The 22274-nt window shown below is 74.0% G+C and carries 22 protein-coding genes and 1 tRNA gene; 6 read left to right on the top strand and 17 right to left on the bottom strand.

Features of this window, described 5'->3' with window-relative positions; genetic code table 11:
* Positions 1-9: 9 nt before the first annotated feature.
* The 4 genes from ABD665_RS18670 to ABD665_RS18655 all read right to left on the bottom strand — a co-directional run bounded on the left by ABD665_RS18670 (position 10) and on the right by ABD665_RS18655 (position 3157).
* Complete coding sequence (locus ABD665_RS18670) at positions 10-1290, bottom strand: hypothetical protein (protein WP_204911141.1); 1281 nt, start codon at positions 1288-1290, stop codon at positions 10-12.
* An 85-nt stretch (positions 1291-1375) separates the two neighbouring features.
* On the bottom strand, positions 1376-1561 hold the full coding sequence (locus tag ABD665_RS18665; protein WP_204911140.1) for a hypothetical protein: 186 nt from the start codon (positions 1559-1561) through the stop codon (positions 1376-1378).
* Between the two features lie 75 nt (positions 1562-1636).
* The gene (locus ABD665_RS18660; RefSeq protein WP_204911139.1) at positions 1637-1987 is read right to left on the bottom strand and encodes a DUF8129 domain-containing protein; all 351 of its coding nucleotides are present in this window, start codon (positions 1985-1987) and stop codon (positions 1637-1639) included.
* A 66-nt stretch (positions 1988-2053) separates the two neighbouring features.
* A complete protein-coding gene (locus tag ABD665_RS18655) occupies positions 2054-3157 on the bottom strand; it encodes a baeRF2 domain-containing protein (RefSeq protein WP_204911138.1) in 1104 nt (367 codons plus the stop codon).
* A gap of 125 nt (positions 3158-3282) precedes the next feature.
* Between ABD665_RS18655 and ABD665_RS18650 the strand changes: the two genes are divergently transcribed.
* The gene (locus ABD665_RS18650) at positions 3283-4086 is read left to right on the top strand and encodes an SDR family NAD(P)-dependent oxidoreductase (RefSeq protein WP_204911137.1); all 804 of its coding nucleotides are present in this window, start codon (positions 3283-3285) and stop codon (positions 4084-4086) included.
* A 30-nt stretch (positions 4087-4116) separates the two neighbouring features.
* A complete protein-coding gene (locus ABD665_RS18645) occupies positions 4117-5142 on the top strand; it encodes an aldo/keto reductase (RefSeq protein WP_204911136.1) in 1026 nt (341 codons plus the stop codon).
* Between the two features lie 121 nt (positions 5143-5263).
* Here ABD665_RS18645 and ABD665_RS18640 read toward each other — a convergent pair whose 3' ends face one another.
* From ABD665_RS18640 to ABD665_RS18620, 5 genes are all read right to left on the bottom strand, one after another.
* Positions 5264-5611: a hypothetical protein gene (locus ABD665_RS18640; RefSeq protein ID WP_204911135.1), complete on the bottom strand. Its 348-nt coding sequence runs from the start codon at positions 5609-5611 to the stop codon at positions 5264-5266.
* Positions 5612-5620: 9 nt separating this feature from the next.
* Positions 5621-6208, bottom strand: a complete 588-nt coding sequence (locus tag ABD665_RS18635) for a MazG nucleotide pyrophosphohydrolase domain-containing protein (RefSeq protein ID WP_204913863.1) — start codon at positions 6206-6208, stop codon at positions 5621-5623.
* Positions 6209-6273: 65 nt separating this feature from the next.
* Entirely contained in the window at positions 6274-6831 is a 558-nt protein-coding gene (locus tag ABD665_RS18630; RefSeq protein ID WP_204911134.1) for a hypothetical protein, read from the bottom strand.
* A 103-nt stretch (positions 6832-6934) separates the two neighbouring features.
* Positions 6935-10579: a transcription-repair coupling factor gene (gene mfd, locus ABD665_RS18625; protein ID WP_204911133.1), complete on the bottom strand. Its 3645-nt coding sequence runs from the start codon at positions 10577-10579 to the stop codon at positions 6935-6937.
* 44 nt (positions 10580-10623) lie between these two features.
* Complete coding sequence (locus tag ABD665_RS18620) at positions 10624-11475, bottom strand: alpha/beta fold hydrolase family protein (RefSeq protein ID WP_204911132.1); 852 nt, start codon at positions 11473-11475, stop codon at positions 10624-10626.
* Positions 11476-11515: 40 nt separating this feature from the next.
* Between ABD665_RS18620 and ABD665_RS18615 the strand changes: the two genes are divergently transcribed.
* Positions 11516-12109, top strand: coding sequence for a TetR family transcriptional regulator (locus ABD665_RS18615; RefSeq protein WP_204911131.1), 594 nt, complete (start codon positions 11516-11518; stop codon positions 12107-12109).
* Between the two features lie 7 nt (positions 12110-12116).
* Here the strand turns inward: ABD665_RS18615 and pth are convergent, their stop codons facing one another.
* The 5 genes from pth to ABD665_RS18590 all read right to left on the bottom strand — a co-directional run bounded on the left by pth (position 12117) and on the right by ABD665_RS18590 (position 16472).
* On the bottom strand, positions 12117-12698 hold the full coding sequence (gene pth, locus ABD665_RS18610; protein ID WP_204911130.1) for an aminoacyl-tRNA hydrolase: 582 nt from the start codon (positions 12696-12698) through the stop codon (positions 12117-12119).
* Positions 12699-12722: 24 nt separating this feature from the next.
* Entirely contained in the window at positions 12723-13406 is a 684-nt protein-coding gene (locus ABD665_RS18605) for a 50S ribosomal protein L25/general stress protein Ctc (RefSeq protein WP_204911129.1), read from the bottom strand.
* A 339-nt stretch (positions 13407-13745) separates the two neighbouring features.
* Entirely contained in the window at positions 13746-14723 is a 978-nt protein-coding gene (locus tag ABD665_RS18600) for a ribose-phosphate diphosphokinase (RefSeq protein WP_204911128.1), read from the bottom strand.
* Positions 14720-16291, bottom strand: a complete 1572-nt coding sequence (gene glmU, locus ABD665_RS18595) for a bifunctional UDP-N-acetylglucosamine diphosphorylase/glucosamine-1-phosphate N-acetyltransferase GlmU (RefSeq protein ID WP_344742712.1) — start codon at positions 16289-16291, stop codon at positions 14720-14722. The genes ABD665_RS18600 and glmU overlap by 4 nt, the downstream gene beginning before the upstream one ends.
* Positions 16292-16393: 102 nt before the next feature.
* Positions 16394-16472: transfer RNA gene (locus tag ABD665_RS18590), tRNA-Gln, on the bottom strand.
* Between the two features lie 169 nt (positions 16473-16641).
* Here ABD665_RS18590 and ABD665_RS18585 point away from each other — a divergent pair.
* Both ABD665_RS18585 and ABD665_RS18580 read left to right on the top strand, forming a co-directional pair.
* Positions 16642-17874, top strand: a complete 1233-nt coding sequence (locus tag ABD665_RS18585; protein ID WP_344742710.1) for an MFS transporter — start codon at positions 16642-16644, stop codon at positions 17872-17874.
* Between the two features lie 4 nt (positions 17875-17878).
* Positions 17879-18382, top strand: coding sequence for a MarR family winged helix-turn-helix transcriptional regulator (locus tag ABD665_RS18580; RefSeq protein WP_344742708.1), 504 nt, complete (start codon positions 17879-17881; stop codon positions 18380-18382).
* 14 nt (positions 18383-18396) lie between these two features.
* Here ABD665_RS18580 and ABD665_RS18575 read toward each other — a convergent pair whose 3' ends face one another.
* Positions 18397-19626 carry a low temperature requirement protein A gene (locus ABD665_RS18575; protein WP_204911127.1) on the bottom strand — a complete coding sequence of 410 codons (1230 nt, stop codon included), beginning with the start codon at positions 19624-19626 and terminating at the stop codon, positions 18397-18399.
* Between the two features lie 171 nt (positions 19627-19797).
* Between ABD665_RS18575 and ABD665_RS18570 the strand changes: the two genes are divergently transcribed.
* Complete coding sequence (locus tag ABD665_RS18570; RefSeq protein ID WP_204911126.1) at positions 19798-20448, top strand: hypothetical protein; 651 nt, start codon at positions 19798-19800, stop codon at positions 20446-20448.
* A gap of 39 nt (positions 20449-20487) precedes the next feature.
* Here the strand turns inward: ABD665_RS18570 and ABD665_RS18565 are convergent, their stop codons facing one another.
* Complete coding sequence (locus ABD665_RS18565; RefSeq protein ID WP_204911125.1) at positions 20488-21417, bottom strand: 4-(cytidine 5'-diphospho)-2-C-methyl-D-erythritol kinase; 930 nt, start codon at positions 21415-21417, stop codon at positions 20488-20490.
* 10 nt (positions 21418-21427) lie between these two features.
* Positions 21428-22273 (bottom strand): 16S rRNA (adenine(1518)-N(6)/adenine(1519)-N(6))-dimethyltransferase RsmA, encoded by an 846-nt coding sequence (gene rsmA / locus ABD665_RS18560; RefSeq protein WP_204913851.1) that lies wholly within the window; start codon positions 22271-22273, stop codon positions 21428-21430.
* Between the last annotated feature and the right edge of the window lies 1 nt (position 22274).

Raw genomic sequence — 22274 nt, 5'->3', positions numbered from 1 at the left:
CCCGGCAGGTCAGCAGTTCTGCGGGACGGTGGTCTCCGCGACGTCCTCGTCCCAGGGCGCCGGGGACGCGAGGCTGAGGAAGGACCACCGGGCGGGGTCCTCCACCTCGAGGTAGGCCGTCACGGACGCGCCCGTGCTGGTCCACGGCACCGTCACCGTCTTCCCGGCGCCCACCACGACCGCCTCGGCGTCCTCGTCGTCCGACCCCTCGGCGACCACGAGCACCGCCACGGCGTTCGGGTTGCGCAGGTCGAGCGCCCGGCAGCGCGGCGTCACCTCGACGCACGCCAGCACGACGAAGGAGATCTCCTCGAAGGGCTCGGTGAGCCGGTTCGCGAAGCTGCGGTAGGTGTACGTGCCCTCGGCCAGGGCCAGCTCCTTGTCCCGTCCGCCCTTGAGCGACCCCTGGGCGACGACCTGCTGGCGCGCGTCGAGCACCTCGTAGCGGGCCCTCTTGAGCGAGGGCTGCACCGACCAGCTCAGCTGCACGGAGGCGAGCGCCCCCGGCTGGGCGCACGCCGCGAAGCCCACGGTCTGCAGGGCGTGGTCCCCGGGCTGCGCCGGCCCGTGGCTGCACGACTGCCTGACCTTGGCCGTCCCGTGCCCGAGGTCGCCGTACTCGTCCGCCGTGAGGTCGTAGTCGATCTTCGAGTGGTCAGCACGCACGGTGAGCGACTGGCCGGGTGCGAGGTCGAGCTCGAAGTCCTGGCTCCTGCCGTGCCCGGAGTAGCGGCCGTACGCCGCCGGGTTGCCGACCGGGTTGGTGAAGGTCAGCGCCCGGCAGCTCGCCTTGACCTGCACGCACGGCAGGACCTCGAAGGCGGAGTCCGCGAGGACGTCGGTCCTGCCGTGGAGCGTGACCGCGAGCCGGTAGGCGCCCGTGCGGAGCGACGGGAGCGTGAACGTCACCGGCCGGTCGGCCTTCGTCCTGACGGTGCCGGTCCTGTGCAGCCCCGTGCCGGTCAGGACGTAGTCGAGCCTGACCTTCGTCGAGGTGAAGACGGCGGCCGCCACCTTGGCCTTGTGGGTGCCGGAGGCGCAGCGCGGGTCGACCTCGAGCCAGGCCTGGTCGTCGTCGTCGTCGGGCAGCCGCAGCGCGGTCCGGTGCGCGGCCACCCGCGCGTGCCCGACCGTCAGGTCGTGACCGGAGGCGGCCGCCAGCCGCTGCACCGGTGCGGGCACGTCGGAAGGCGCCGCCGACGCGGGTCCGACCCCGAGGACGCCGGCGAGCAGCGCCAGGACCACCACCCCGGCCAGCCGTGCACCTGTCGCGTACCGCTGCTGTCCCACGCCGACCTCCCGAGCTCCTGCGCCCACGCGGGCAGGAGGAGCGTACGAAGGTTCGGAGCAGGCTGTGCGGAAACTGAGAAGTCGGTCAGGAAGGCGGGCGGTGCTCCGGCGGACCGTCCAGGTCCCGAGGCGGCGGGCGCCGACCGGCCTCGAGCCGACGGGCCGTCCGACGGCGTCGCTCGACCCGCGAGGCGACCCACCAGCCGAGGACGGCGACGGCGAAGGTCAGGACGACCCCGCCGATCGCGAACGGCAGGGCGGGGATCTCCACGCGACCTCCTGGCTCGGGTGGCCCGAGTGTCGCACCCCGGACGCCGCCCGGCGAGCGGCTCCCCTCGGCGCCGCCTCAGGTGCGCGGCTGGGCCGGGTTCGTGGGGTCGCCCTGCGACGGCGGGTTGTTCGGCGGGGCGTCCGTGGCCATCGTCTCGTCGCGCGGCGCGGCCGGCTGCCCGGCCTTCTCCGGGGTGGCGCCGAGAGGCGACCCGCCGGACGGTCCCGCGCCGCCGTCGAGCTCGCCGAGACGCTGCTCGAGCGCCTCCGTGACCGGGAGCCGGTCGCCGTGCGCCCGCTCGTACGCGAGCACCTGCCGCACGCCCGCGCCGTCGAGGGTGCGGACGCGCTGCACCAGCGACGCGAGCGGCAGGTGGTCGTAGTCCGGCAGCGGCAGGTCGGCGTGGGTGGGGCTGGGGTCGGTCATGGGTGCTCCTTCGCTCGGTGCGGGCGGGCTCGCTGCGGCGGTCCGGCGGATGCGGCGGGTCGCGGTTCAGGCGCTGGCGCCCCGCGCGGGCTGGTCCCAGCGCAGCAGCGCGGCCACGGGTGCGCCGCCGAGGGTGCTCGCCCGGCTGACGACCACGTCGGCGTCGGTCACGGCGGCGGCCGCGACCAGCACGCGGTCGGCGGGCAGGGACGCCGGGAGGTCGGCGACCGCGCCGAGCGCCAGCCCCGGGTACCGCCCCGGCTCGACGGTGAAGCCCGCGGCGGCCGCCGGGTCGATCAGCAGCCGGTCGACCTGCCCGCGGACGAAGGCCTCGACGACGTCGCCGATCCCGGTGGCGACCGCGTAGTCACGACCCATGCGGTCCCGGAGCTCGTGGACCTGCGCGAGCTTCTCCTGGACCACCTCGTCGCGGAGCGCCTGCTCGACGGCGTGCTCGAGGGCGTCGTCGCCGCTGTCGGCGTTGCGCCCGCCGGCGTCCAGCTCGACCACCTCGGCGTCGATGTCCGGCAGCGTGGCCAGCACCTGCTGGCGCGACTGCGGGTCACCGGCGAGGACGACCAGGGCGACGTCGTGGTCGCGGACGAGGCGATCGATCTCGGCCACCACGTCGGTCGCGTTGCGGCGCCAGACGTTCTCCACGTGGTGCTGGTAGCGCAGGTGGGCCCAGCCGCCCCCGCGGATCTTGTGCTCGAACTCGGTCAGCCCGCCGCGCGTCGCCTCCTCCTCGGGGGCCACGGCGTTCGCGGCGTAGCGGCGGACGTCGCCGCCCTCGTGGTCCACGAGCGCGAGCACGAAGTCGACGGCGGTGTCGGCGTCGGTCAGCCACCCGGACACGTCGGGCAGGCTCCCCCACGTCGCCTCGGGCTGCGCGCGATGGCGCGGCGTCAGCTCGTCGAGCAGGACGCCACGCTCGGTGGCCACCACGAAGCGGCTGACCGGGGCCGGCAGGTGCGGCGGCTCGCTGAGCCGCTCGAGCACCTGCGCGACGACGGCCTCCGGGGCGCCCTGCTCGGCGAGCCGGTCGGCCGCCGCCCGGGCCTGCAGCTCGGCCAGGTGGTCCCCGTCCTCGGCCTCGCGGCTGACCTCGACGTACGCGCTCGCGAAGGGCCCGGGGTCGGCGTACAGCGGGGCGATCTGGTCGGTCTTCACGGCGGCGCTCCTCCAGCTTCGGCGGTTCGGTCCTGCCTCCGCCGCCTACCCGAGGACGAGGTCGCGAAACCCCGGCCCGGGGGTCGCGGGCGCTTGCGGCCCGGACCGCTGGGTAACCGGGACCCATGACCAGCTCCCCGTCCGACGCCCGCCCGCTCGCCCTCGTCACCGGGGCCTCCAGCGGCATCGGGCTCGAGCTCGCCCGCCAGCTCGCCGACCGCGGGCACGACCTGTTCGTGACCGCGGAGGCACCGGTGCCCGTGGCGGAGCTCGCCGACCTGCGGGCACGCGGGGCCGACGTGCGCGAGGTCGCCGCGGACCTGCGGACCGGCGCGGGCGTCGAGACCCTCTACGCCGCCGTCGTCGCGGGCGGCCGCCCGCTGGCCGTCGCCTGCCTGAACGCGGGCATCGGCCGGGGCGGCGCGTTCGTCGACAACGGGCTGGAGGACGAGCTGGACGTCATCCGGCTGAACGTCCTCGGCACCGTGCACCTGGCCAAGCTCGTCCTGGACGACATGGTGCTGGCCGACGCCGGCCGGGTGCTCGTCACCTCGTCCATCGCCTCCACGATGCCGGGCCCGTTCATGACGGTCTACAACGGGTCGAAGTCGTTCGTGCAGTCCTTCGCCGAGGGCCTGCAGTCGGAGCTGGCCGAGACCGACGTCGTGATCACCTCGCTGATGCCCGGTCCCACCGACACCGCCTTCTTCGAGCGCGCCGACCTCGACGACTCGCTCATGGGCCGGGCCCCCAAGGACGACCCGGCCAAGGTCGCGCACCAGGGGCTCGAGGCGCTGATGGCCGGGAAGAGCAAGGTGGCGGCCTCCTCCCTCAGCACCAAGGCCGCCGCGCTCGCGGCCGGCGTCCTGCCCGACAAGGTGAAGGCGCTGCTGAACAAGAAGGCGGCCGAGCCCCGGGGCGAGGGCTGAGCCGCGTCACGGCGGGGTAACACTGCGGTCATGGACTATCGCACCCTCGGCTCGAGCGGCACCGCCGTCTCCAGCCTCTGCCTCGGCACCATGACCTTCGGCAACGAGACCGACGAGGCCGGCTCGCACGAGCAGCTCGACACCTTCGTCGCCGCCGGCGGCAACTTCGTCGACACGGCGAACGTCTACACCCGCGGGGTCTCCGAGGAGATCATCGGCCGCTGGTACGCGAACCGCCCCGCCGACGTCACCGACCGCGTGGTGCTGGCCACCAAGGGCCGCTTCCCCGTCACCGAAGGGCCGAACGCCTCCGGCCTCTCCCGCCGCCAGCTGACCCGGGCGCTCGACGCTTCGCTCGGCCGTCTCGGCCTCGACCACGTCGACCTCTACCAGGTGCACGCGTTCGACGCGTTCACGCCGCTCGAGGAGACCCTGCGCACGCTCGACGGCTTCGTCCAGCAGGGCAAGATCGCCTACTACGGCCTGTCGAACTTCACCGGCTGGCAGCTCACCAAGGCCGCGCACACGGCCCGCGCGCTCGGCCTGAACGAGCCCGTCACCTTGCAGCCGCAGTACAGCCTGATCGTCCGCGAGATCGAGTGGGAGATCGTCCCGGCCGCGCTCGACGTCGGCATGGGGCTGCTGCCCTGGAGCCCGCTCGGCGGCGGCTGGCTGTCCGGCAAGTACAAGCGCGACGAGCGCCCCACCGGCGCGACCCGCCTCGGCGACAACCCGGAGCGCGGCATGGAGGCGTACGACCGGCGCGGCACCGAGCGCACCTGGAACACGATCGACGCCGTCCAGAAGGTCGCGGAGGACCGCGGCATCTCCATGGCCGAGGTCGCCCTGTCCTGGGTCACCGACCGCCCGAGCGTGACGTCGACGATCCTCGGCGCCCGCACGACCGCGCAGCTCGAGACGAACCTCAAGGCCGCCGGCCTGCACCTCACCGAGGCGGAGACCGCCGCCCTCGACGCGGCCAGCGACCTCGGTGCGGCGGACTACCCGTACGGCGAGCTCGGCATCGGCCAGCGGAGCCGTTCGCTCGCCGGCTGACTCTCGGCCAGCAACCCCAGCGCCAGGAGACGCTGACTCCCGACCCCCGGAACCGTGTTTCGGGCCGTCGGGAGTCAGCGTCTCCTGGTCGTACGGGGCGGGGCGCGGTCGGGAGCAGCGGTCAGCGGCGGCGGCGGTCGCCCCAGGCGGCGGCGACGTTGACGCCGACGATGCCGGCCCAGGCGACGGCGGCCATGACGACCGACTCGCTCGAGATCGCCGTGACCGGGATGCCGGCGCCGAGGGAGACGATCCCGAGCACGAAGCGCTGCCGCTGGCTCGTCCGCACGTCCTCACGGTCGAGCTGGCGTTCCGAGACGTCGCCGCGCTCGTGCGCCAGCCGGATCGCGACCAGCTCGTCCATGCGTTCGGCGAGCCCTGCGGCGACCGCGTCGTCGTACTCGGGTCCCAGGTCACGCCGCGCAGCCAGGGCCGCCTCGACGTCACGTCGCGTCTCCCGCTCAGCCATCCCCGGACACTAGTCCCGGCGCTCCGCGTCGCGCACCCGCTGCTCGAGGCGGCGTACGGCGCGGCGGGCCGACTGCTCCGCGTCGAGCCCGGACGCCTGCGCACGGACGACGAGGGCGACCAGGGCCTCCCCCAGCGCCTCGTCGGTGATCGGCTCGACCTCGTCGGGAACCGCCAGAGGGACCCGGCGCGAGCGGGCGCGGGACAGGATCTTGGCGGCCCGGGCCAGGGCCGAGAGCCGTTCGGGGATGCCCTCCAGCGCCGACGTGCGGCCCTTCTCGACCGCCTTGCGCTGCTCCCAGGAGGCGTGCGGGTCGGTCGGCGCCGCCTCGGTCGCGAAGACGTGCGGGTGGCGGGCGACGAGCTTGTCCGCGATGCCGGCGGCGACGTCCTGGACGTCGAACGCCCCGTCCTCCGCAGCCAGCTCGCTGTGGAACACGACCTGGAGCAGCAGGTCGCCCAGCTCCTCGCGCAGGTCGGCGGGCGTGCCGGTCTCGATCGCCTCGACCACCTCGCACGTCTCCTCGACGAGGTAGGGCACGAGCGAGAGGTGCGTCTGCTCCGCGTCCCAGGGGCAGTCCCGGCGGAGCCGGTGCATCACCGCGAGGAGGCGGTCGACCTCGCTCACGGGCGGCTCGACGTGGTCCTCGGGACCAGCGGCGGTCAGGGCGTGGGGGCGGCGCTGGGGCTCGCCGGCTTCGCGAGCGAGCCGGACGACTCGGGCACGATCAGCTTCTGCTTCTCGTCGAGGACGCCGTAGCGCGGGTTGACCGTCACCTGCTGCTGCGCCACCTGGTCGAGGTAGGGCTGGGCGCCGACCTTCTGCGCGACGATCTGCTGGTCGGCCACGTCGCGGGCGACCTCCGCCGCCGCAGGGATCGGCAGCAGCGGCTCGAGGTTGGACCCCTGCAGCGCCGCGTCCCGCTCCGCGTCGGTGACGACGATGTTGTTCTTGGCCGCGATGTGGTCGGCGATCACGCCGTGGACCATGGCGTCCAGGACGGCCTGCGACGAGACCTGCTGGCCCTCCTGGACCGTCTCCCCGACCCCCGCGACGGCGGCGTCGAGCTGCTTCGAGGTGATCGGGGTGCCGTCGACGTACGCGGCGACCGACGGGCTGGCGTTCGCGCAGCCGGCGGCGGAGCCGAGTGCGACGACCGCCGCGGCAGCGACGACGAGGCGGAGCCGGCGCTTCGGTGCAGCCGGGGACCAGGGACGCATGGGACCTTCCAAGACGTAGGCGGAGCAGCCGAGCGTGGCCGATCCTAGCCGTCGGCCCCGGCCCGCCCCACGACCCCGCCGGGGGCGGCGCCGCCCTCCCGGGTCAGCCCAGGAAGATGTCGCGGACCACCTGCGCGCACCAGCGCAGCAGCGCGAGGTCCTCGACCGCGGGCCCGCCGATCGTGCTGGCGAGCGGCCGCGGCACGAGGATGTGCCGCGCGGTCTCCTTGATCACGCTGCGCGGGTAGAGGCGCTTGAGCCGCAGCTGCTTGCTGTCCAGCAGCTCGGCCGGACCGAAGCGGATGTAGCTCCCCTGCGACACGACCTCGGTGATCCCCGCCTCGCGGGCGAGCAGCCGGAACCGCGCGACCTCGAGCAGGTTGAGCGTCGGCTGGGTCGGCGCGCCGTAGCGGTCGTGCAGCTCGGCCTCGATGGCCTTGACGTCGGCCTCGGTCCGGACCTCGGCGAGCCGCTTGTACATCTCCAGCCGCAGCCGCTCCGACTCGACGTAGTCGGTCGGCAGGTGCGCGTCGATCGGGAGCTCGATCCGCATCTCCGGCTCGGGCTCGGCGGCGTCGCCCCGGTACTCCGCGACCGCCTCCCCGACCAGGCGGATGTAGAGGTCGAAGCCCACGTCGGCGATGTGGCCGGACTGCTCGCCGCCGAGCATGTTGCCCGCCCCGCGGATCTCGAGGTCCTTCATGGCCACCGCCATGCCGGCGCCGAGGTCGGTGTGCGCGGCGATCGTCGCCAGCCGGTCGTACGCCGTCTGGGTCAGCGGCTTCTCGGGCGGGTAGAGGAAGTAGGCGTAGCCGCGCTCGCGGCCACGGCCGACCCGGCCCCGGATCTGGTGCAGCTGGCTCAGGCCGAGCTGGTCGGAACGGTCGACGATCAGGGTGTTCGCGGTGTTGATGTCCAGGCCGGCCTCGACGATCGTCGTGCAGACGAGGACGTCGGCGCGACGCTCCCAGAAGTCGACCATGACCTGCTCAAGGCGCTGCTCCCCCATCTGGCCGTGCGCGGTCGCGACGCGGGCCTCGGGGACGAGCTCCGTGATCCGCTTGGCCGTCTTGTCGATGCTGGAGACGCGGTTGTGCACGAAGAAGACCTGGCCCTCGCGGCTCAGCTCGCGCCGGATGGCCGCGGTCACCTGCGCCTCGTCGTACGGGCCGGCGAAGGTCAGCACCGGGTGCCGCTCCTCCGGCGGGGTCGCGATCGTGCTCATCTCGCGGATGCCGGTGATGGCCATCTCGAGCGTGCGCGGGATCGGGGTCGCGGACATCGCGAGCACGTCGACGCTGGTGCGCAGGCGCTTGAGCTGCTCCTTGTGCTCGACGCCGAAGCGCTGCTCCTCGTCGATGATCACGAGCCCGAGGTCCTTGAACTGGATCTCGCCGCCGAGGAGACGGTGCGTGCCGATGACCACGTCGACCTTGCCCTCGCGGACGCCCTCCATCGTCGCCTTGATCTCGGACGCGGACTGGAAGCGGCTGAGCGGGGCGACGTTCACGGGGAAGCCGGAGTAGCGCCCGGCGAACGTCTGCAGGTGCTGCTGCACGAGCAGCGTCGTCGGCACGAGCACGGCGACCTGCTTGCCGTCCTGCACCGCCTTGAACGCCGCGCGCACCGCGATCTCGGTCTTGCCGTAGCCGACGTCGCCGCAGATCAGGCGGTCCATCGGGACGACCTGCTCCATGTCCCGCTTGGTCTCCTCGACCGCGGCCAGCTGGTCGGGCGTCTCGACGAAGCCGAAGGCGTCCTCGAGCTCGCGCTGCCAGGTCGTGTCCGGGCTGAAGGCGTGGCCGCGGGTGGCCTGGCGGGCCGCGTACAGCTTGATCAGCTCGCCGGCGATCTCACGGACGGCCTTGCGGGCGCGGGTCTTGCGGGCGGCCCAGTCGCCGCCGCCCATCTTGTCCAGGGTCGGGTTCTCGCCGCCGACGTAGCGGGTGACCTGCTCCAGGGCGTCCATCGGGACGTAGAGGCGGTCGCCCGGCTGGCCGCGCTTGGACGGCGCGTACTCGATCACGAGGTACTCGCGGGTGCTGTCCTTGCCGACCGAGCGCTGCACCATCTCGACGTAGCGCCCGACGCCGTGCTGGGCGTGCACGACCGCGTCGCCCGGGCTCAGCTCGAGCGGGTCGATCGTCTGCTTGCGGCGGGCCGGCATCTTGCGGCTCGCCTTGTCGGGCGCGCGCTGGCCGGAGAGGTCGCGGGCGGTGAGCACGAGGAGCGAGAGGCCCTCGGCGACGAAGCCCTGCGTCAGCTCGCCGCACACCACGGTGGCGATGCCCGGCGCCGGGTGGTCGGTCAGCGACTCGAGCCGGCGTACGGGGAGGTCCTCGTTCGCGAGCACCTCGGCCAGGCGTTCGGCGATGCCCTTGCCCTCGGCCATGAGCAGCACGCGCCAGCCGTCGCGGACGCGGCCGCTGATCTCGTGCAGCGCGGCCTCGGTGTCGCCGCGGTAGCTCTCCACGGGGTGGCCGGCGATGGTGCGGCTGACCACGCCCGCCTCGCGCGCGACGGAGCTCAGGTCGACCAGCTCGCCGTCCTCGGTACGGACGTTCCCCGCGCCCCAGCCCTCCGAGGCCCGGGTCTCGCCGTGCCGCGGGCCGTCGTCCTTGGCGCCGGCCTCGGGGCCCGCGCTGAACGGCGACAGGGTCCACCAGGACAGCCCGCGGGCGAGCGCGGTCGAGCGGACCTCGGCCAGCGGCCGGTACGAGGACTCGCCCAGGTCGATCGGCGCCTTGCCGCCACCGGCCGCGGCGGCCCAGGACGCGTGCAGGAACTCCTCGCTCGTCCGGACGAGGTCGATGGCCCGCCCGCGGACCAGCTCGGGGTCGCAGACCAGCACCTGCGCGCCCTTCGGCAGCAGCTCGACCAGCAGCTCCATGCCGTCGACGAGCACGGGCGAGAGCGCCTCCATGCCGTCGACCGCGTGGCCCTGGGCGATCTTGTCGAGCATCTCGATCAGCTCGGGGTGCTCCTGCGACAGCGCGAACGCGCGGGTGCGGACCTCGTCGGTCAGCAGCAGCTCGCGGCACGGCGAGGCCACGACCTCCTTGACGACGATGTCTGTCGAACGCTGGTCGGCCACCGTGAAGTAGCGGATGTCCTCGACCGTGTCGCCGAAGAAGTCGATGCGGACCGGGTGCTCCTCGGTCGGCGGGAACACGTCGACGATCCCGCCGCGGACCGCGAACTCGCCGCGCCGCTCGACGAGGTCGACCCGGTTGTACGCCGCGCCGACGAGGGCCGTGGCCAGGTCGTTGGTGTCGAAGTCCTCGCCGGTGACGAGCCGGACGGGCTTGAGGTCCGCCAGCCCCTTGACCTGCGGCTGCAGGATGCTCCGCACCGGCGCGACCACCACGCGGGGCGGCGGGAGCTCGTCGTTCCCGGCGAGGCGGCGCAGGACGGCGAGGCGACGGCCGACGGTGTCGGAGCGCGGGCTGAGGCGCTCGTGCGGCAGCGTCTCCCACGCCGGGTAGTAGGCGACGGCGTCGGTCCCGAGCAGCGACTGGCAGGCCGCGGTCAGGTCCTCGGCCTCGCGGTAGGTCGACGTCACCAGCAGCACGGGTCGGTCGGCGCCGCCCTCGGCGAGCGCCGAGGTCAGGGCCGCGGCGATCATCGGCCGCATCGCGGGAGGGGCCGTCAGGTCGAGGGCCGGGAGCGCGCGCGAGCGTGCGTCACCGATCGTCTCGGCGACGACAGGATCGGTGCAGAAGAGGCTCACCAGGCCCGCAAGACTCACTGGTCAGACTGTACCGAGAGCCGCCAACCCCGGCGGTGCGGCGGTCACGTCGTCAGCCCGCCCCAGAAGCTTCGGAGCTGGGCGGCCAGGGCGTGCGGCTGCTCGAGAGGCACGAGCGTGCTGGCCCCCTCGACCACGACGGCCGTGGCCCCCGGCGCGAGCGACGCGGCGCGACGGGCGTCCGGGGCGCTCCAGTCCCCCCGCTCCCCACCGGCCGCGAACAGGCACGGCAGGGTCAGCCGCGGGAGCAGGCCCGTCACGTCCCGCCGACCGGCGATGAAGGACCGGACGGCGAGCGCCAGGCTGCGCCGGGTCGGCCGGGCGAGGCTGTCGAGCACGACCCGGCGGGTCGCCGGGTCTTTCGCGGAGGCGTCGCTCAGCAGGTTGCCCAGGATGGCCGAGCGGACCGGCCCGACGGGTCCGAGGGCCCGCAGCAGCGGGAGCAGCAGGGCGACCTGACGACCCAGCCCCGGCGGGAGGGACTCGGGCGGAGCACTGACGGACACCAGGCTGCGCAGCAGCCCGGGTCGCACGGCGAGCTCGTAGCCGACGTGGCCCCCGAAGGCGTTCCCGACCCAGTCCACCGGGCCGTCGATCCCGAGACCGGCGGCCGCCGGTCCGGTGAGCAGCTCTTCGGCGGCGTCGGCGGCCTCGGCGATCGAGCTGGGCCGGCGCAGCGGGTCGCTCCCGCCCAGCCCCGGGCCGTCCACGCTGACGAGACGCCGCCCGGGCAGGAGCGGCAGGAGCCGGTCGTACGTGTGGTGGTCGACGAACATCGACGGCCACAGCACGACCGCCGGCTGTTCCGACGGCTCGCCGCTGACGTGGACCTGCAGCTCGCCCAGCCGGGTCGGCACCCGTCGCACGTCGGTCGTCGTGGTCCCCGCACCCGTCATCGTCGGCCCCTTCGCCTCAATTGGTGTTAACGTAACACACATGAATAGGCCGTACGCGATGTCCGTACGCGCGCAGCGGGCCGAGGAGACGGCGGACCGCGTCCTCGACGCGACCCTCGTGGAGTACGCACGCACGCCCTACGACCTCGTCCGGCTGGACGAGGTCGCCCGGAGCGCGGGCGTGACGGTGCAGACCGTGCTGCGGCGGTTCGGGAGCAAGGCCGGGCTCGTGGTCGCCCTGGCCGCACGCGAGCTCGGGCGGATCGCCACGTCGCGCTCCGCCGGGCTCGGAGCCCCGGCGCCGGTGCTCCTGCACGCGCTGGTCGAGCACTACGAGACGTACGGGGACCTGATCGCCAAGATGTACGCCGACGCCGGCCGGGTCGAGGGGCTCGCCGAGGTCGCGCGGCAGGGCCGCGAGCACCACGTCGCGTGGTGCACGGCGGCGTTCGGGAGCCTGCTCAAGGGGGTGCCCGACGAGGACCGTCGTCGGAGGGCCGCCCAGGTGGTGACGGTCTGCGACGCGACGACCTGGCAGATCCTGCGGCGCGAGCAGGGCCTGCCGGAGGAGCAGGTCGAGCTGGCGCTGGCCGAGCTGCTCCACGCCGTCGGGGGTCCCCCGGTCCGGCGCTGAGCGTGGCTCAGGAGTTGAAGGTGCTCTGGGTGCGCTCGAGGCCTTGCTCGACCAGCGACTCGACGGCGTCGGCCGCGCGCTGCACCTCGATCTCGACGTCCGTGCGGGCGGAGGCCGGGAAGTTGCTCAGCAGGAAGTCGGCGGGGTCCTGGCGCCCGGGCGGGCGGCCCACGCCGATGCGGACCCGGTAGTAGTCGCCGGTGCCGAGCGAGCGGCGGATCGACTTGAGGCCGTTGTGGCCGTTGTCCCCGCCGCCGAGCTTGACCCGGAGCTGGCCCGGGTCGATGTCGAGCTCGTCGTGCACGACGACGAGGGCGGAGGGCTCGAGCTTGTAGTAGCTCATCAGCCCGGCGACGGGCCCGCCGGTCTCGTTCATGTAGGAACGCGACTTGGCGAGCACCAGCCGCTGCTGGTCGACGCCGGGAGCACCGACGCGGACGTCGGCGGTCTCGGCGCGGATCCCCTTCACCGGGGAGAAGCGCGCGCCGCCCCGGCGGGCCAGCTCGTCGACGACGAAGAAGCCGACGTTGTGCCGGTGACCGGCGTAGGTCGGGCCCGGGTTACCGAGCCCGACCACCAGCCAGAGCATGCTGCCTTACCTCCGGGTGGAGGCTCAGGCGTTCGCAGCGCCTTCGGGGTCCTCGTCGGAGGACTCCGGCTGCTCGGGCGCCTCGTTGCCCTCGGCGTCCTCGGCGAGCGTCGGCTCGATGCCGACCTCGGCCTCGGCCTCGGCCAGCTCGGCGTCGATCTGCGCGGCCGTCGGAGCGGCCGTCAGGTTGACGATGAGCGCCTCGGGGTCGAGACCCGACAGGGTCGAGCCCTCGGGGAGCTGCAGCTCGCCGGCGGTGATCTGGGTGCCGACGGGCAGGCCCTCGATCGAGACGAAGACCTCGGTCGGGATGTGCGTCGCCTCGGCCTCGATCGACACGGTCGACGCGACCAGGTCGACGAGGGCCTCGGGAGCGGCCTCGCCCTGGAGGACGACGGCGACGTCGACGGTGACCTTCTCGCCACGACGGACGAGCACCAGGTCGACGTGCTCGATGGTGCGCTTGATGGGGTCGCGCTGGACCTGCTTCGGCAGGGCGAGCTGCGAGCCCCCGTCGAGCTGGATAGAGAGCAGCGCGTTGGCGGTGCGCAGCGCGAGCAGGGTCTCGTGACCCGGCAGCGTGATGTGGACCGGATCCGTGCCGTGCCCGTAGAGGACGGCGGGGATCTTGTCGGCACGACGGATACGGCGGGCAGCACCCTTGCCGAACTCGGTGCGCGCCTCGGCGATGATCGTGACCTCGGGCACGGACGAACTCCTTGCGATATTGCGAACGACTGCTTCGAACGACGTGTGTGGACTCGGATGTCAGCACCGGGAGGTGCGCAGCGGGCGACAGGCCGGCCCGCGCGGAGCCGGTGCCCTGTCGATCACGGTCTGCGACCCTCGCCGAGGCAACCTCAGAAGACTAGCCGACCACAGCCGTACGCCCGAATCGGTCCCGCCCACGCTCCCTGAGCCTGTCGAAGGGCCTCGCAGAGGTCAGCGTCTGTGTTCCGTCGTCTGGTTCCCGAGCGCCGACCCGTTCCGGGCCCTTCGACAGGCTCAGGGAGCGCTCTGGACCAGCGACATCGACGGCCAGGCGGGCTAGCTCTGCCCGTCGAACAGGCTCGTCACGGAACCGTCCTCGAACACCTCGCGGATCGCGCGGGCGATCAGGGGGGCGATGGAGAGGACGGTCAGCGCCTCGAACCGGCGGTCGGGCGTCAGCGGGAGGGTGTTGGTCACGATGACCTCCTCGAACGCCGACGCCGTCAGCCGCTCGACGGCCGGGCCGGAGAGCACGGCGTGCGTGGCCGCGGCGATGACGGCCTTGGCCCCGCGGGCGACGAGCGCCTCGGCGGCCTGGCAGATCGTGCCGGCGGTATCGATCATGTCGTCGACGAGCAGGCAGACCCGGCCCTCGACCTCACCGACGACCTCGTGCACGACGACGGTGTTGGCGACGTCGTGGTCGCGCCGCTTGTGGATGATCGCCAGCGGCACACCGAGCCGGTCGCTCCACATGTCGGCGAGGCGGACGCGACCGGCGTCGGGCGAGACGACGGTCATCTCGGACTTGTCGTAGCGCTGCTCGACGTAGTCGGCGAGCACCGGCAGCGACCACAGGTGGTCGACCGGCCCGTCGAAGAAGCCCTGGATCTGCGCCGCGTGCAGGTCGACCGACATGATCCGGTTGGCCCCGGCCGTCTTGAACAGGTCGGCGACCAGGCGGGCCGAGATCGGCTCACGGCCGCGGTGCTTCTTGTCCTGGCGCGCGTACGGGTAGAAGGGCGCGACCACGGTGATGCGCTTGGCGGACGCGCGCTTGAGCGCGTCGACCATGATCAGCTGCTCCATCAGCCACTCGTTCACCGGAGCGGCGTGGCTCTGCAGGACGTAGGCGTCGCTGCCGCGCACCGACTCCTCGAAGCGGACGTAGATCTCGGAGTTGGCGTAGCTGATCGCTCGGGTCGGGACGATGTCCACGTCCAGGATCTCGGCGACCTCCTGGGCCAGCTCGGGGTACGCACGCCCCGAGAACAGCATCAGGTGCTTGACGTTCGGCCGCTTGAAGCCGGTCACGACTCCCTCTCGTTGGTGTCGGGTCGGTCGGAGCCGGGCGGCACGACCGCCTGGTCGCTCAGGGGGGCGGGGACGACGGTCTCGGTCTGCTCGGGCAGCCGGACGGGGTCGTCGCCGGACGGGTCGGGTGACGGGGTGCCGCCGTCGGGAGCCCCCGACGACGCGGAGGCGGCCTCGGCCGCGGCCGCCGTCTTGGTGCCGGCGCGCTTGCGGGCGACCCAGCCGGGGACGTTCCGCTGGCGGGCGCGGCTGACGGCCAGCTCGCCCGCGCCGACGTCGCCGGTGAGCGTGGAACCCGCGCCGACGTACGCGCCGTCGCCCACGGTGACCGGGGCCACGAGGGTCGAGTCGCTGCCGACGAAGCTCGCCCGGCCGACGCTCGTGCGCGACTTGGTGACGCCGTCGTAGTTGGCGAAGATCACGCCCGCGCCGATGTTGGCGTCCTCGCCGATCTCGACGTCGCCCGCGTACGTGAGGTGCGGGACCTTGGCGCGCGCGCCGATCTGGGCGTTCTTCGTCTCGACGAAGGTGCCGATCTTGCCGCGCTCGCCGAGCACGGTCCCCGGACGGAGGTAGGCGTACGGGCCCACGGTCGCGCCGGCGCCGACGACGGCGAGCGAGCCGTGGGTGCGGACGACGGTGGCGCCCTCCCCCACCTCGACGTCGACGAGCGTCGTGCTCGGCCCGACCGTCGCCCCGGCGGCCACGGAGGTGGCCCCCTCGAGCGAGGTCTGCGGCAGCAGCGTCACGTCCTCCGCCAGGTCGACCGAGGCGTGCACCCAGGTCGACGCGGGGTCGACGACGGTCACGCCGGCCCGCATCCAGCCGTCGAGGATGCGCCGGTTGACCTCGGCGTTCATCCGCGCGAGCTGCACCCGGTCGTTCACGCCCTCGGTCTGCCAGGCGTCCCGCGTCGCGAAGGCGGAGACGGTCCGGCCCGCCTCGCGCGCCAGGCCGACCACGTCGGTGAGGTAGAGCTCGCCCTGGTCGTTGGTGGGGCGGAGCTGGGCCAGACCCTCGCGCAGCGTCTGCGGGTCGAAGACGTAGATGCCGGAGTTGATCTCGTGGATGGCCCGCTGCGCCTCGCTGGCGTCGCGCTCCTCGACGATCGCGAGCACGTCGTCCCCGGCGCCACGGACGATCCGGCCGTAGCCCGTCGGGTCGGCGACGCGGGCGGTGAGGACCGAGACGGCCGTACGGGCGCCGCGGTGGTCGGCCACGAGCTCGACCAGGGTGTCCGAGGTCAGCATGGGGACGTCGCCGTACGTGACGAGCACGTCGCCGGCGAGGTCGGGCAGGGCCGCCAGCGCGACCTGGACGGCGTGGCCGGTGCCGCGCTGCTCGGTCTGGACGACCGTGGTGACGTGCGGGGCGATCTCGGCGAGGTGGGCCTCGACCTGCTCGCGCAGGTGGCCGACGACCACGACGACGTGCTCCGGCTGCAGCTCGGTCGCCGCGTCGACGGCGTAGCTCAGCATCGTGCGCCCGGCGATCTCGTGCAGCAGCTTGGAGCGTGACGACCGCATCCGCTTGCCCTCGCCGGCGGCAAGGATGACGACGGCCGACACGGGTCCGCCCTCGAGGGTGGAGGTCGGGGGCACAGCACCGCTCACGGGCACACGCACGTCCTGTCTGTCCTGAGCCTGCGCCCGCTGGCCGCCGGCGCCTTGCTCCCCGGGTAGGAGTCGAACCTACGTCGCTGGTCCTGATTCAAAGTCAGGCGGGCCCTGCCGGCAGACCAACCGGGGATCGCTTCGTGCGGCGAGGCCCTGGCCGTCCGAGAGACCGACCGGGGACCGGCCGGCACCAGCGTACGCAGCGGGTGCCCCCGTCGTCACCCGGCGCGTCCCGGCGGACGCTTGCACCGGCCCGGCCACCTCGTCTACCCTGCTTCTGTAACGTTTAAGAAGGAGTACCCGTGACCGCCTCCGTCGCGCCCGTCTCGCCGGCCGCCCCGGCGTCCCACCCGCTCGCCGCACCGCTGGCCCGGACGGCGGTGACGCTGATGTTCACCGTGAACGGCCTGCTGATCGGCGGCTGGGGCGGCAGCCTGCCGTCGCTACGCGACAAGCTCGCGGTCAGCGACGGGCAGATCGCGCTGATGCTCTTCCTCGCCGGGATCGCGGGCATCACGTCGATGCAGGTCGGCGGCCGGCTCTCCGACGTCGTCGGCGCCCGGCGCATCGCCCTCGTGGCGCTGCCGGTCCTCGTCGCCGCCGTCGTCACCCTCGGCCTCGCCGACAGCTACCCCGTGGCCGTCGTCGGTGCCGCGCTGCTCGGCCTCGGGAACGGCGCCATGGACGTCGCCATGAACGCGATCGGCGTCCAGGTGGAGCAGGCCCGCCGGCGTCCGGTGATGAGCTCCTTCCACGCCTTCTTCTCCATCGGCAACCTGCTGGGCGCCGCGGCCGTCCTCGGCCTCGCCGCCGCCTTCGGGCTCGCCGGCGGCGCGATCGTGACGCCCCTGCTCCTCACGCTCGCCGCCGTGGCGGTCGTCGTGCTCGTCGTCCTGGTCCGGGTCGCCCCCACCGCCGCGCCCGTCGAGCACCGCGACGCCGAGGGCGGCCGGATCCGCATCCCGCGGGCGGCGTACGTGCTCGGGGTCATGGCCCTCGCCTTCGGCCTGTCCGAGGGCACCGCGGTCGACTGGTCCTCGATCCACATCACCGACGTCGCCCGGGTCGACCCCACCACCGGCGCGGTCGGCCTGGTCGCGGTGAGCGGCTTCATGGTCGTCATCCGGCTGTTCGGCGACCGGCTCGTGACCCGCTTCGGGCGCCGGGCGATCGTCCGCTTCGGCGGGGTCAGCGCCGCCCTCGGCTACCTCGCCGTGACGCTGGTCAGCTCGCTGCCCCTGCTGGTCGCCGGCTGGGCGCTGGTCGGGCTCGGCGTCGGCATGATCGCCCCGCAGGTGTACGCCGTCGCCGGCCACCTCGGCGGCGGCCGGGTGCTCGCCGTCGTCGTGACCTTCGGCTACGCCGCCTTCCTCGCCGGCCCGGCCGTCATCGGCTTCCTCGTGCGCCACGTCGGCATCCACCACGCCATGGCCGTCCCGGCCGTCCTGTGCGCGGGGATCGTCGCGCTCGCCGCGACCATGCCGCGCGAGGACAGCGACATCTCTCGACGTCGAGAGACCGACCCCCTAGCCTGACCGCGTGAGCGACGCCCGTGACGAGGTCGACGACGTCGTCCTCGCCTGGCGCCGCGAACGTCCGGACCTCGACACCTCCCCCATGGAGGTGCTGTCGCGGGTCGACCGGCTGGCCCGCCACGTCGACCGCGTCCGGGCGGCCGCCTTCAGCCGGCACGGCCTCGAGGGCTGGGAGTTCGACGTGCTGGCCGCGCTGCGCCGGTCCGGGGAGCCCTACCGCGCCTCGCCGGGGGCGCTGGTCCGGGCGACCGGCGTCACTTCCGGGACCATGACCAACCGCGTGGACCGGCTCGTCTCGCGCGGCCTGGTCCGCCGCGACAGCGACCCCGACGACCGACGGTCGGTCCGCGTGGAGCTCACCGACCAGGGCCGGGCGACGGTCGACGGCGCGCTGGTCGACCTGCTCGGCGCGGAGCGCGAGCTGCTGGCCGGCCTCGCGGAACCCGAGCGCGCCGGCCTGGCCGACGGACTGCGCCGGCTGCTGGCCTCGTACGGCGAGCCCGCCTGAACCAGCCGCCCGGCTCAGTCGGCGACCAGCGCCTCGAGCGGCGGCTCTTCCCCGGCGAGACGGGTCTCCAGCACGACCAGGACGGCCAGCACGGCGCCGGCGAGCAGCTCGGAGAAGGGCAGCGGGGTCCCGAGCAGCACGACCACGGCCGCGCCGAAGAAGGGCAGGGCCGTCCGCCGCGACCCGTCGTGCAGGCGCAGGTGCACCGCCCACATGGCCAGCAGCAGGACCGCGACCGGGACCGTCACGGCCGCGGAGGTGACGAGGTCCAGGTGGCCGTCCCCCGGCTCGGCCACGTACTCGGCGCGCGCCGCGAGCCCGGCGCCCACGGCGGCCGCCGCGGCGAAGATCACGTAGTGGCCGAAGCCGAACAGGTACTCCACGCCGGTGCCGTCGCGCTGCGCCCGCTCGAGCACCCCGGCCGCCTCGCGCGAGAAGTAGAGCCACCACAGCCCGAAGACGACGAGCACCCCGCCGAGCGTCACCGAGGCGAGCTCCAGGCGGTGCTCGCCCGGCCCCGTGAACCCCTCCTGCACGGCCAGCGTCGACGCCAGGATCGTCTCGCCCAGCACGATCATGAAGAACAGGCCGTAGCGCTCGGCGATGTGGTGCGGGTGCCAGGTCGTCCGGCCGGCACGCTCGGCCCACGCGGGGACCAGGAGCTCGCACACGACGAGCGCGGCGAAGAGCGGGACGACCTGGGCGTCGACGCGGGTGGCGAAGAAGAACCCGACCCAGCCGACCTGGACGACGACGATGCCGAGGGCGTAGCGCAGGCAGGTCCGCCGGTGCACCGGGTCGCTGCCGGCCGCGCGCAGCCACTGCAGCACCAGCCCGACCCGCATGATCACGTAGCCGACGATCACCAGCCCGAAGTGCCCCGACCCCTCCTCGACCCCCTCGGCGAGCGTCGCGATCCCGCCCGCGAGCGTCAGCACGCCGACGATCTGCAGGATCGTCAGCAGCCGGAAGCCGACGTCGTCGTTGTCGTACGCGGAGGAGAACCAGCTGAAGTTCAGCCAGGCCCACCAGATGGAGAAGAAGGCCATCAGGTAGCCCAGCAGGGCCGCCCCGACGTGGCCGTGGGTCAGCCCGTGGTGCAGGGCCTCGGCCGCCTGGCCGACCGCGACGACGAAGCACAGGTCGGTGAGCAGCTCCAGCGGGGAGGCCACCCGCCCCAGCTCCGTCGGGTCGCGCGGGCGCAGGGGGCGGACGAGCCGGGCCGCGGCGGCGGGAGCAGTCACGCCGGGGAACCTAGCCACTACCCGACCCGACCCGACCGCGACCCCGCAGCACACGGGGGCACGGCTGCACAAGCACGAGGTGACCCACTTCACACCCGAACGCGGACGGTGCCAGCGTGGCCGTGCCCGGGTCCGTCCGGGCGGCACGGGCTCACGGGTGGGAGACGCACGGTGGACGGTCCTCGGAACGGCAGGCGGGCGGCGCTGGCCCTGGTGCTCGCGCTGGTGGTGCTGGTGGGCCTCGCCCCGTCGGCGGGCGCGGTGCCCCGGAACGACCGCGTCGCGGGCCGGCTCGTCGGCGAGCTGTGGCGCACGGTGCTCGAGCTGCCCGCCGACGAGAGCAACCCGTACGTCGTGGCGCGGTGCGTGCGCTTCGTGAACGTCGTCGCGCCCTTCGCGCCGTTGGGTCCCGACGTCCCCGACCTGTCCTGCCGGCTGCGGGCCAACGACCGGGTGTTCGTCGGGGCCCGCGTGTGGGAGCAGAGCGCGTACGAGCAGGTCCTGGCGGGCAACCCGGACACGAGCGAGGCGGGGCTGCGGGCCGAGGCGCTGCGGCTGCTCGACCAGCAGGGCGCGCCCGAGGTGAGGCTCGACGGGCGGGTCGTGCCGGTGGTGAAGGGGGTCTCGCGACTCGTCCGGGTGGACCTGCCGACGAACAACCTGTTCGGTGACCCGTCGGTCACCTCGACGACCCTGGTGGCGGCGGGCTGGGTCGCCCTGGTCAGGCCCGGGCCGGGGCGGCACACGATCGCGATCCGGCAGCCGGACGGCACCGGGACCACGACCCACCTCTACCTCGCCCGGCGCGGCCACCACCGCTAGCCGTACGCCGGCACGGCCGGGGAGAGCCCGTCCGACGGCTCAGCCGACGACGCGGGCCCCGACGACCGGACCGGTGGCGCGCAGGACCTTGCGCGCGATGCCCTCCGCGCTCAGGGCGACGACGAGGTCGACGGCGTCCTCCTCGTCCTCGACGAGGAAGGCGCAGGTCGGGCCAGAGCCGGACACCACCGCGCCGACGGCGCCGAGCTCGAGGCCGGTGTCGAGGACGCGACGCAGGGCGGGCCGCAGGGTGAGGGCGGCCGGCTGCAGGTCGTTGGTCAGGGCGGCCCCCAGCTCGTACGGGTCGCCGCCGCGGAGCGCGTTCATCAGGTCGGGCGGGACCTCGGGCGGCGTCGGGTCCGGCACGAGCTGGTCGAAGCGGCGGTAGACCTCCGGGGTCGAGAGGCCCTGGTGGCCGAAGGCCAGCACCCAGTGGTAGCTGCCCCGGGCCAGCGCCGGGGCGACGTCCTCCCCGCGGCCACCACCGACGGCCGTGCCGCCCAGGAGCGCGAAGGGCACGTCGCTGCCGAGCTCGGCCCCGAGGTGGCGCAGCACCTCCGGCGCGAGGTCGATGTCCCACAGCGTCGCGCAGGCCAGCAGCGCGGCGGCCCCGTCCGCGGAACCGCCGGCCAGGCCGGCGGCGACGGGGATGGCCTTGCGGATCGTCAGCCGGACGCCCAGCCGGTCCTGGCCGCCGTGCACGCGGGCGAGCAGGCGGGCTGCGCGGAGCGCCAGGTTGGTGTCGTCGACGGGCACGTCCTCGACGCCCTCGCCGGACACCGCGAGCTCGAACTCGTCCGGCTCGGCCCACTCGGCGTGCACGTCGTCGTAGAGCGACACGGCGTGGTAGACGGTCGCCAGCGGGTGGTAGCCGTCAGGCCGGGGCGCGCCGACCTTCAGCGCGAGGTTGATCTTGGCGGGCGCCCGGACGTGCACGCCGACCGGGGACGGCGGCAGGGGCGAAGCCATTCACGGAACGTTAGCGTGTCCGCCCGAGCTGCTCGGCGATCCTGGCGAATGCGGTCACGTCCAGCACCTCGCCGCGCGCCTGCGGGTCGACGCCGGCCGCCTCCAGGGCCTCCACGGCGGCCGCCGACGAGCCGACAAAGCCCGACAGCGCCGAGCGCAGCATCTTGCGGCGCTGGCCGAACGCGGCGTCGACGAGCGCGAACACGTCCTCCCGCGAGGCCGTCGTCGCCGGGGGCTCGCGCCGGCGCAGGGCCACCAGCCCGGAGTCCACGTTGGGCACCGGCCAGAAGACCGTCGGCGACACGGAGCCCGCGCGGGACGCCTCGGCGTACCAGGCCGTCTTCACCGACGGGATGCCGTAGATCTTCGAGCCGGGCGCCGCGCTGATCCGGTCGGCGACCTCGGCCTGCACCATCACCAGCCCGCGCTGCCACTCCGGGAAGGTCGCCAGCAGGTGCAGCAGGACCGGCACGGCCACGTTGTACGGGAGGTTGGCGACGACCGCCGTCGGCGTCGCGGGCAGCTCGGTCACGCGCATCGCGTCGGCGGTGACGACGTCCAGCCGGTCGGCGCGGTCGGGCAGCCGCTCGGCGACCGTGCGCGGCAGCTCGCCGGCCAGCAGCTCGTCGATCTCGACGGCGACCACCCGGTCGGCGACCTCGAGCAGGCCGAGCGTCAGCGACCCGAGCCCGGGGCCGACCTCGAGCACCACGTCGTCGGGCCCGACGCCGGAGACGGCGACGATGCGGCGCACGGTGTTCGCGTCGACGACGAAGTTCTGCCCGCGCTGCTTGGTCGGGCGCAGGTCGAGGCGGGCCGCGATCTCCCGGACGGACCGGGGGTCCAGGAGGCTCAGC

Origin of the sequence: Microlunatus spumicola (assembly GCF_039536445.1) — a bacterium.
In the GTDB taxonomy this organism is placed as follows: domain Bacteria; phylum Actinomycetota; class Actinomycetes; order Propionibacteriales; family Propionibacteriaceae; genus Microlunatus; species Microlunatus spumicola.
Note: the sequence above shows the minus strand (reverse complement) of the source record. Positions and strands in the feature narration are given on the sequence as shown.

Excerpts from the sequence above, each read along its gene's own strand:
- ABD665_RS18660 (WP_204911139.1), bottom strand. The coding sequence starts at position 1,987 with ATGACCGACCCCAGCCCCACCCACGCCGACCTGCCGCTGCCGGACTAC.
- ABD665_RS18650 (WP_204911137.1), top strand. The coding sequence starts at position 3,283 with ATGACCAGCTCCCCGTCCGACGCCCGCCCGCTCGCCCTCGTCACCGGG.
- ABD665_RS18645 (WP_204911136.1), top strand. The coding sequence starts at position 4,117 with ATGGACTATCGCACCCTCGGCTCGAGCGGCACCGCCGTCTCCAGCCTC.
- ABD665_RS18640 (WP_204911135.1), bottom strand. The coding sequence starts at position 5,611 with ATGGCTGAGCGGGAGACGCGACGTGACGTCGAGGCGGCCCTGGCTGCG.
- ABD665_RS18635 (WP_204913863.1), bottom strand. The coding sequence starts at position 6,208 with ATGCACCGGCTCCGCCGGGACTGCCCCTGGGACGCGGAGCAGACGCAC.
- ABD665_RS18630 (WP_204911134.1), bottom strand. The coding sequence starts at position 6,831 with ATGCGTCCCTGGTCCCCGGCTGCACCGAAGCGCCGGCTCCGCCTCGTC.
- ABD665_RS18620 (WP_204911132.1), bottom strand. The coding sequence starts at position 11,475 with ATGACGGGTGCGGGGACCACGACGACCGACGTGCGACGGGTGCCGACC.
- ABD665_RS18615 (WP_204911131.1), top strand. The coding sequence starts at position 11,516 with ATGAATAGGCCGTACGCGATGTCCGTACGCGCGCAGCGGGCCGAGGAG.
- pth (WP_204911130.1), bottom strand. The coding sequence starts at position 12,698 with ATGCTCTGGCTGGTGGTCGGGCTCGGTAACCCGGGCCCGACCTACGCC.
- ABD665_RS18565 (WP_204911125.1), bottom strand. The coding sequence starts at position 21,417 with ATGGCTTCGCCCCTGCCGCCGTCCCCGGTCGGCGTGCACGTCCGGGCG.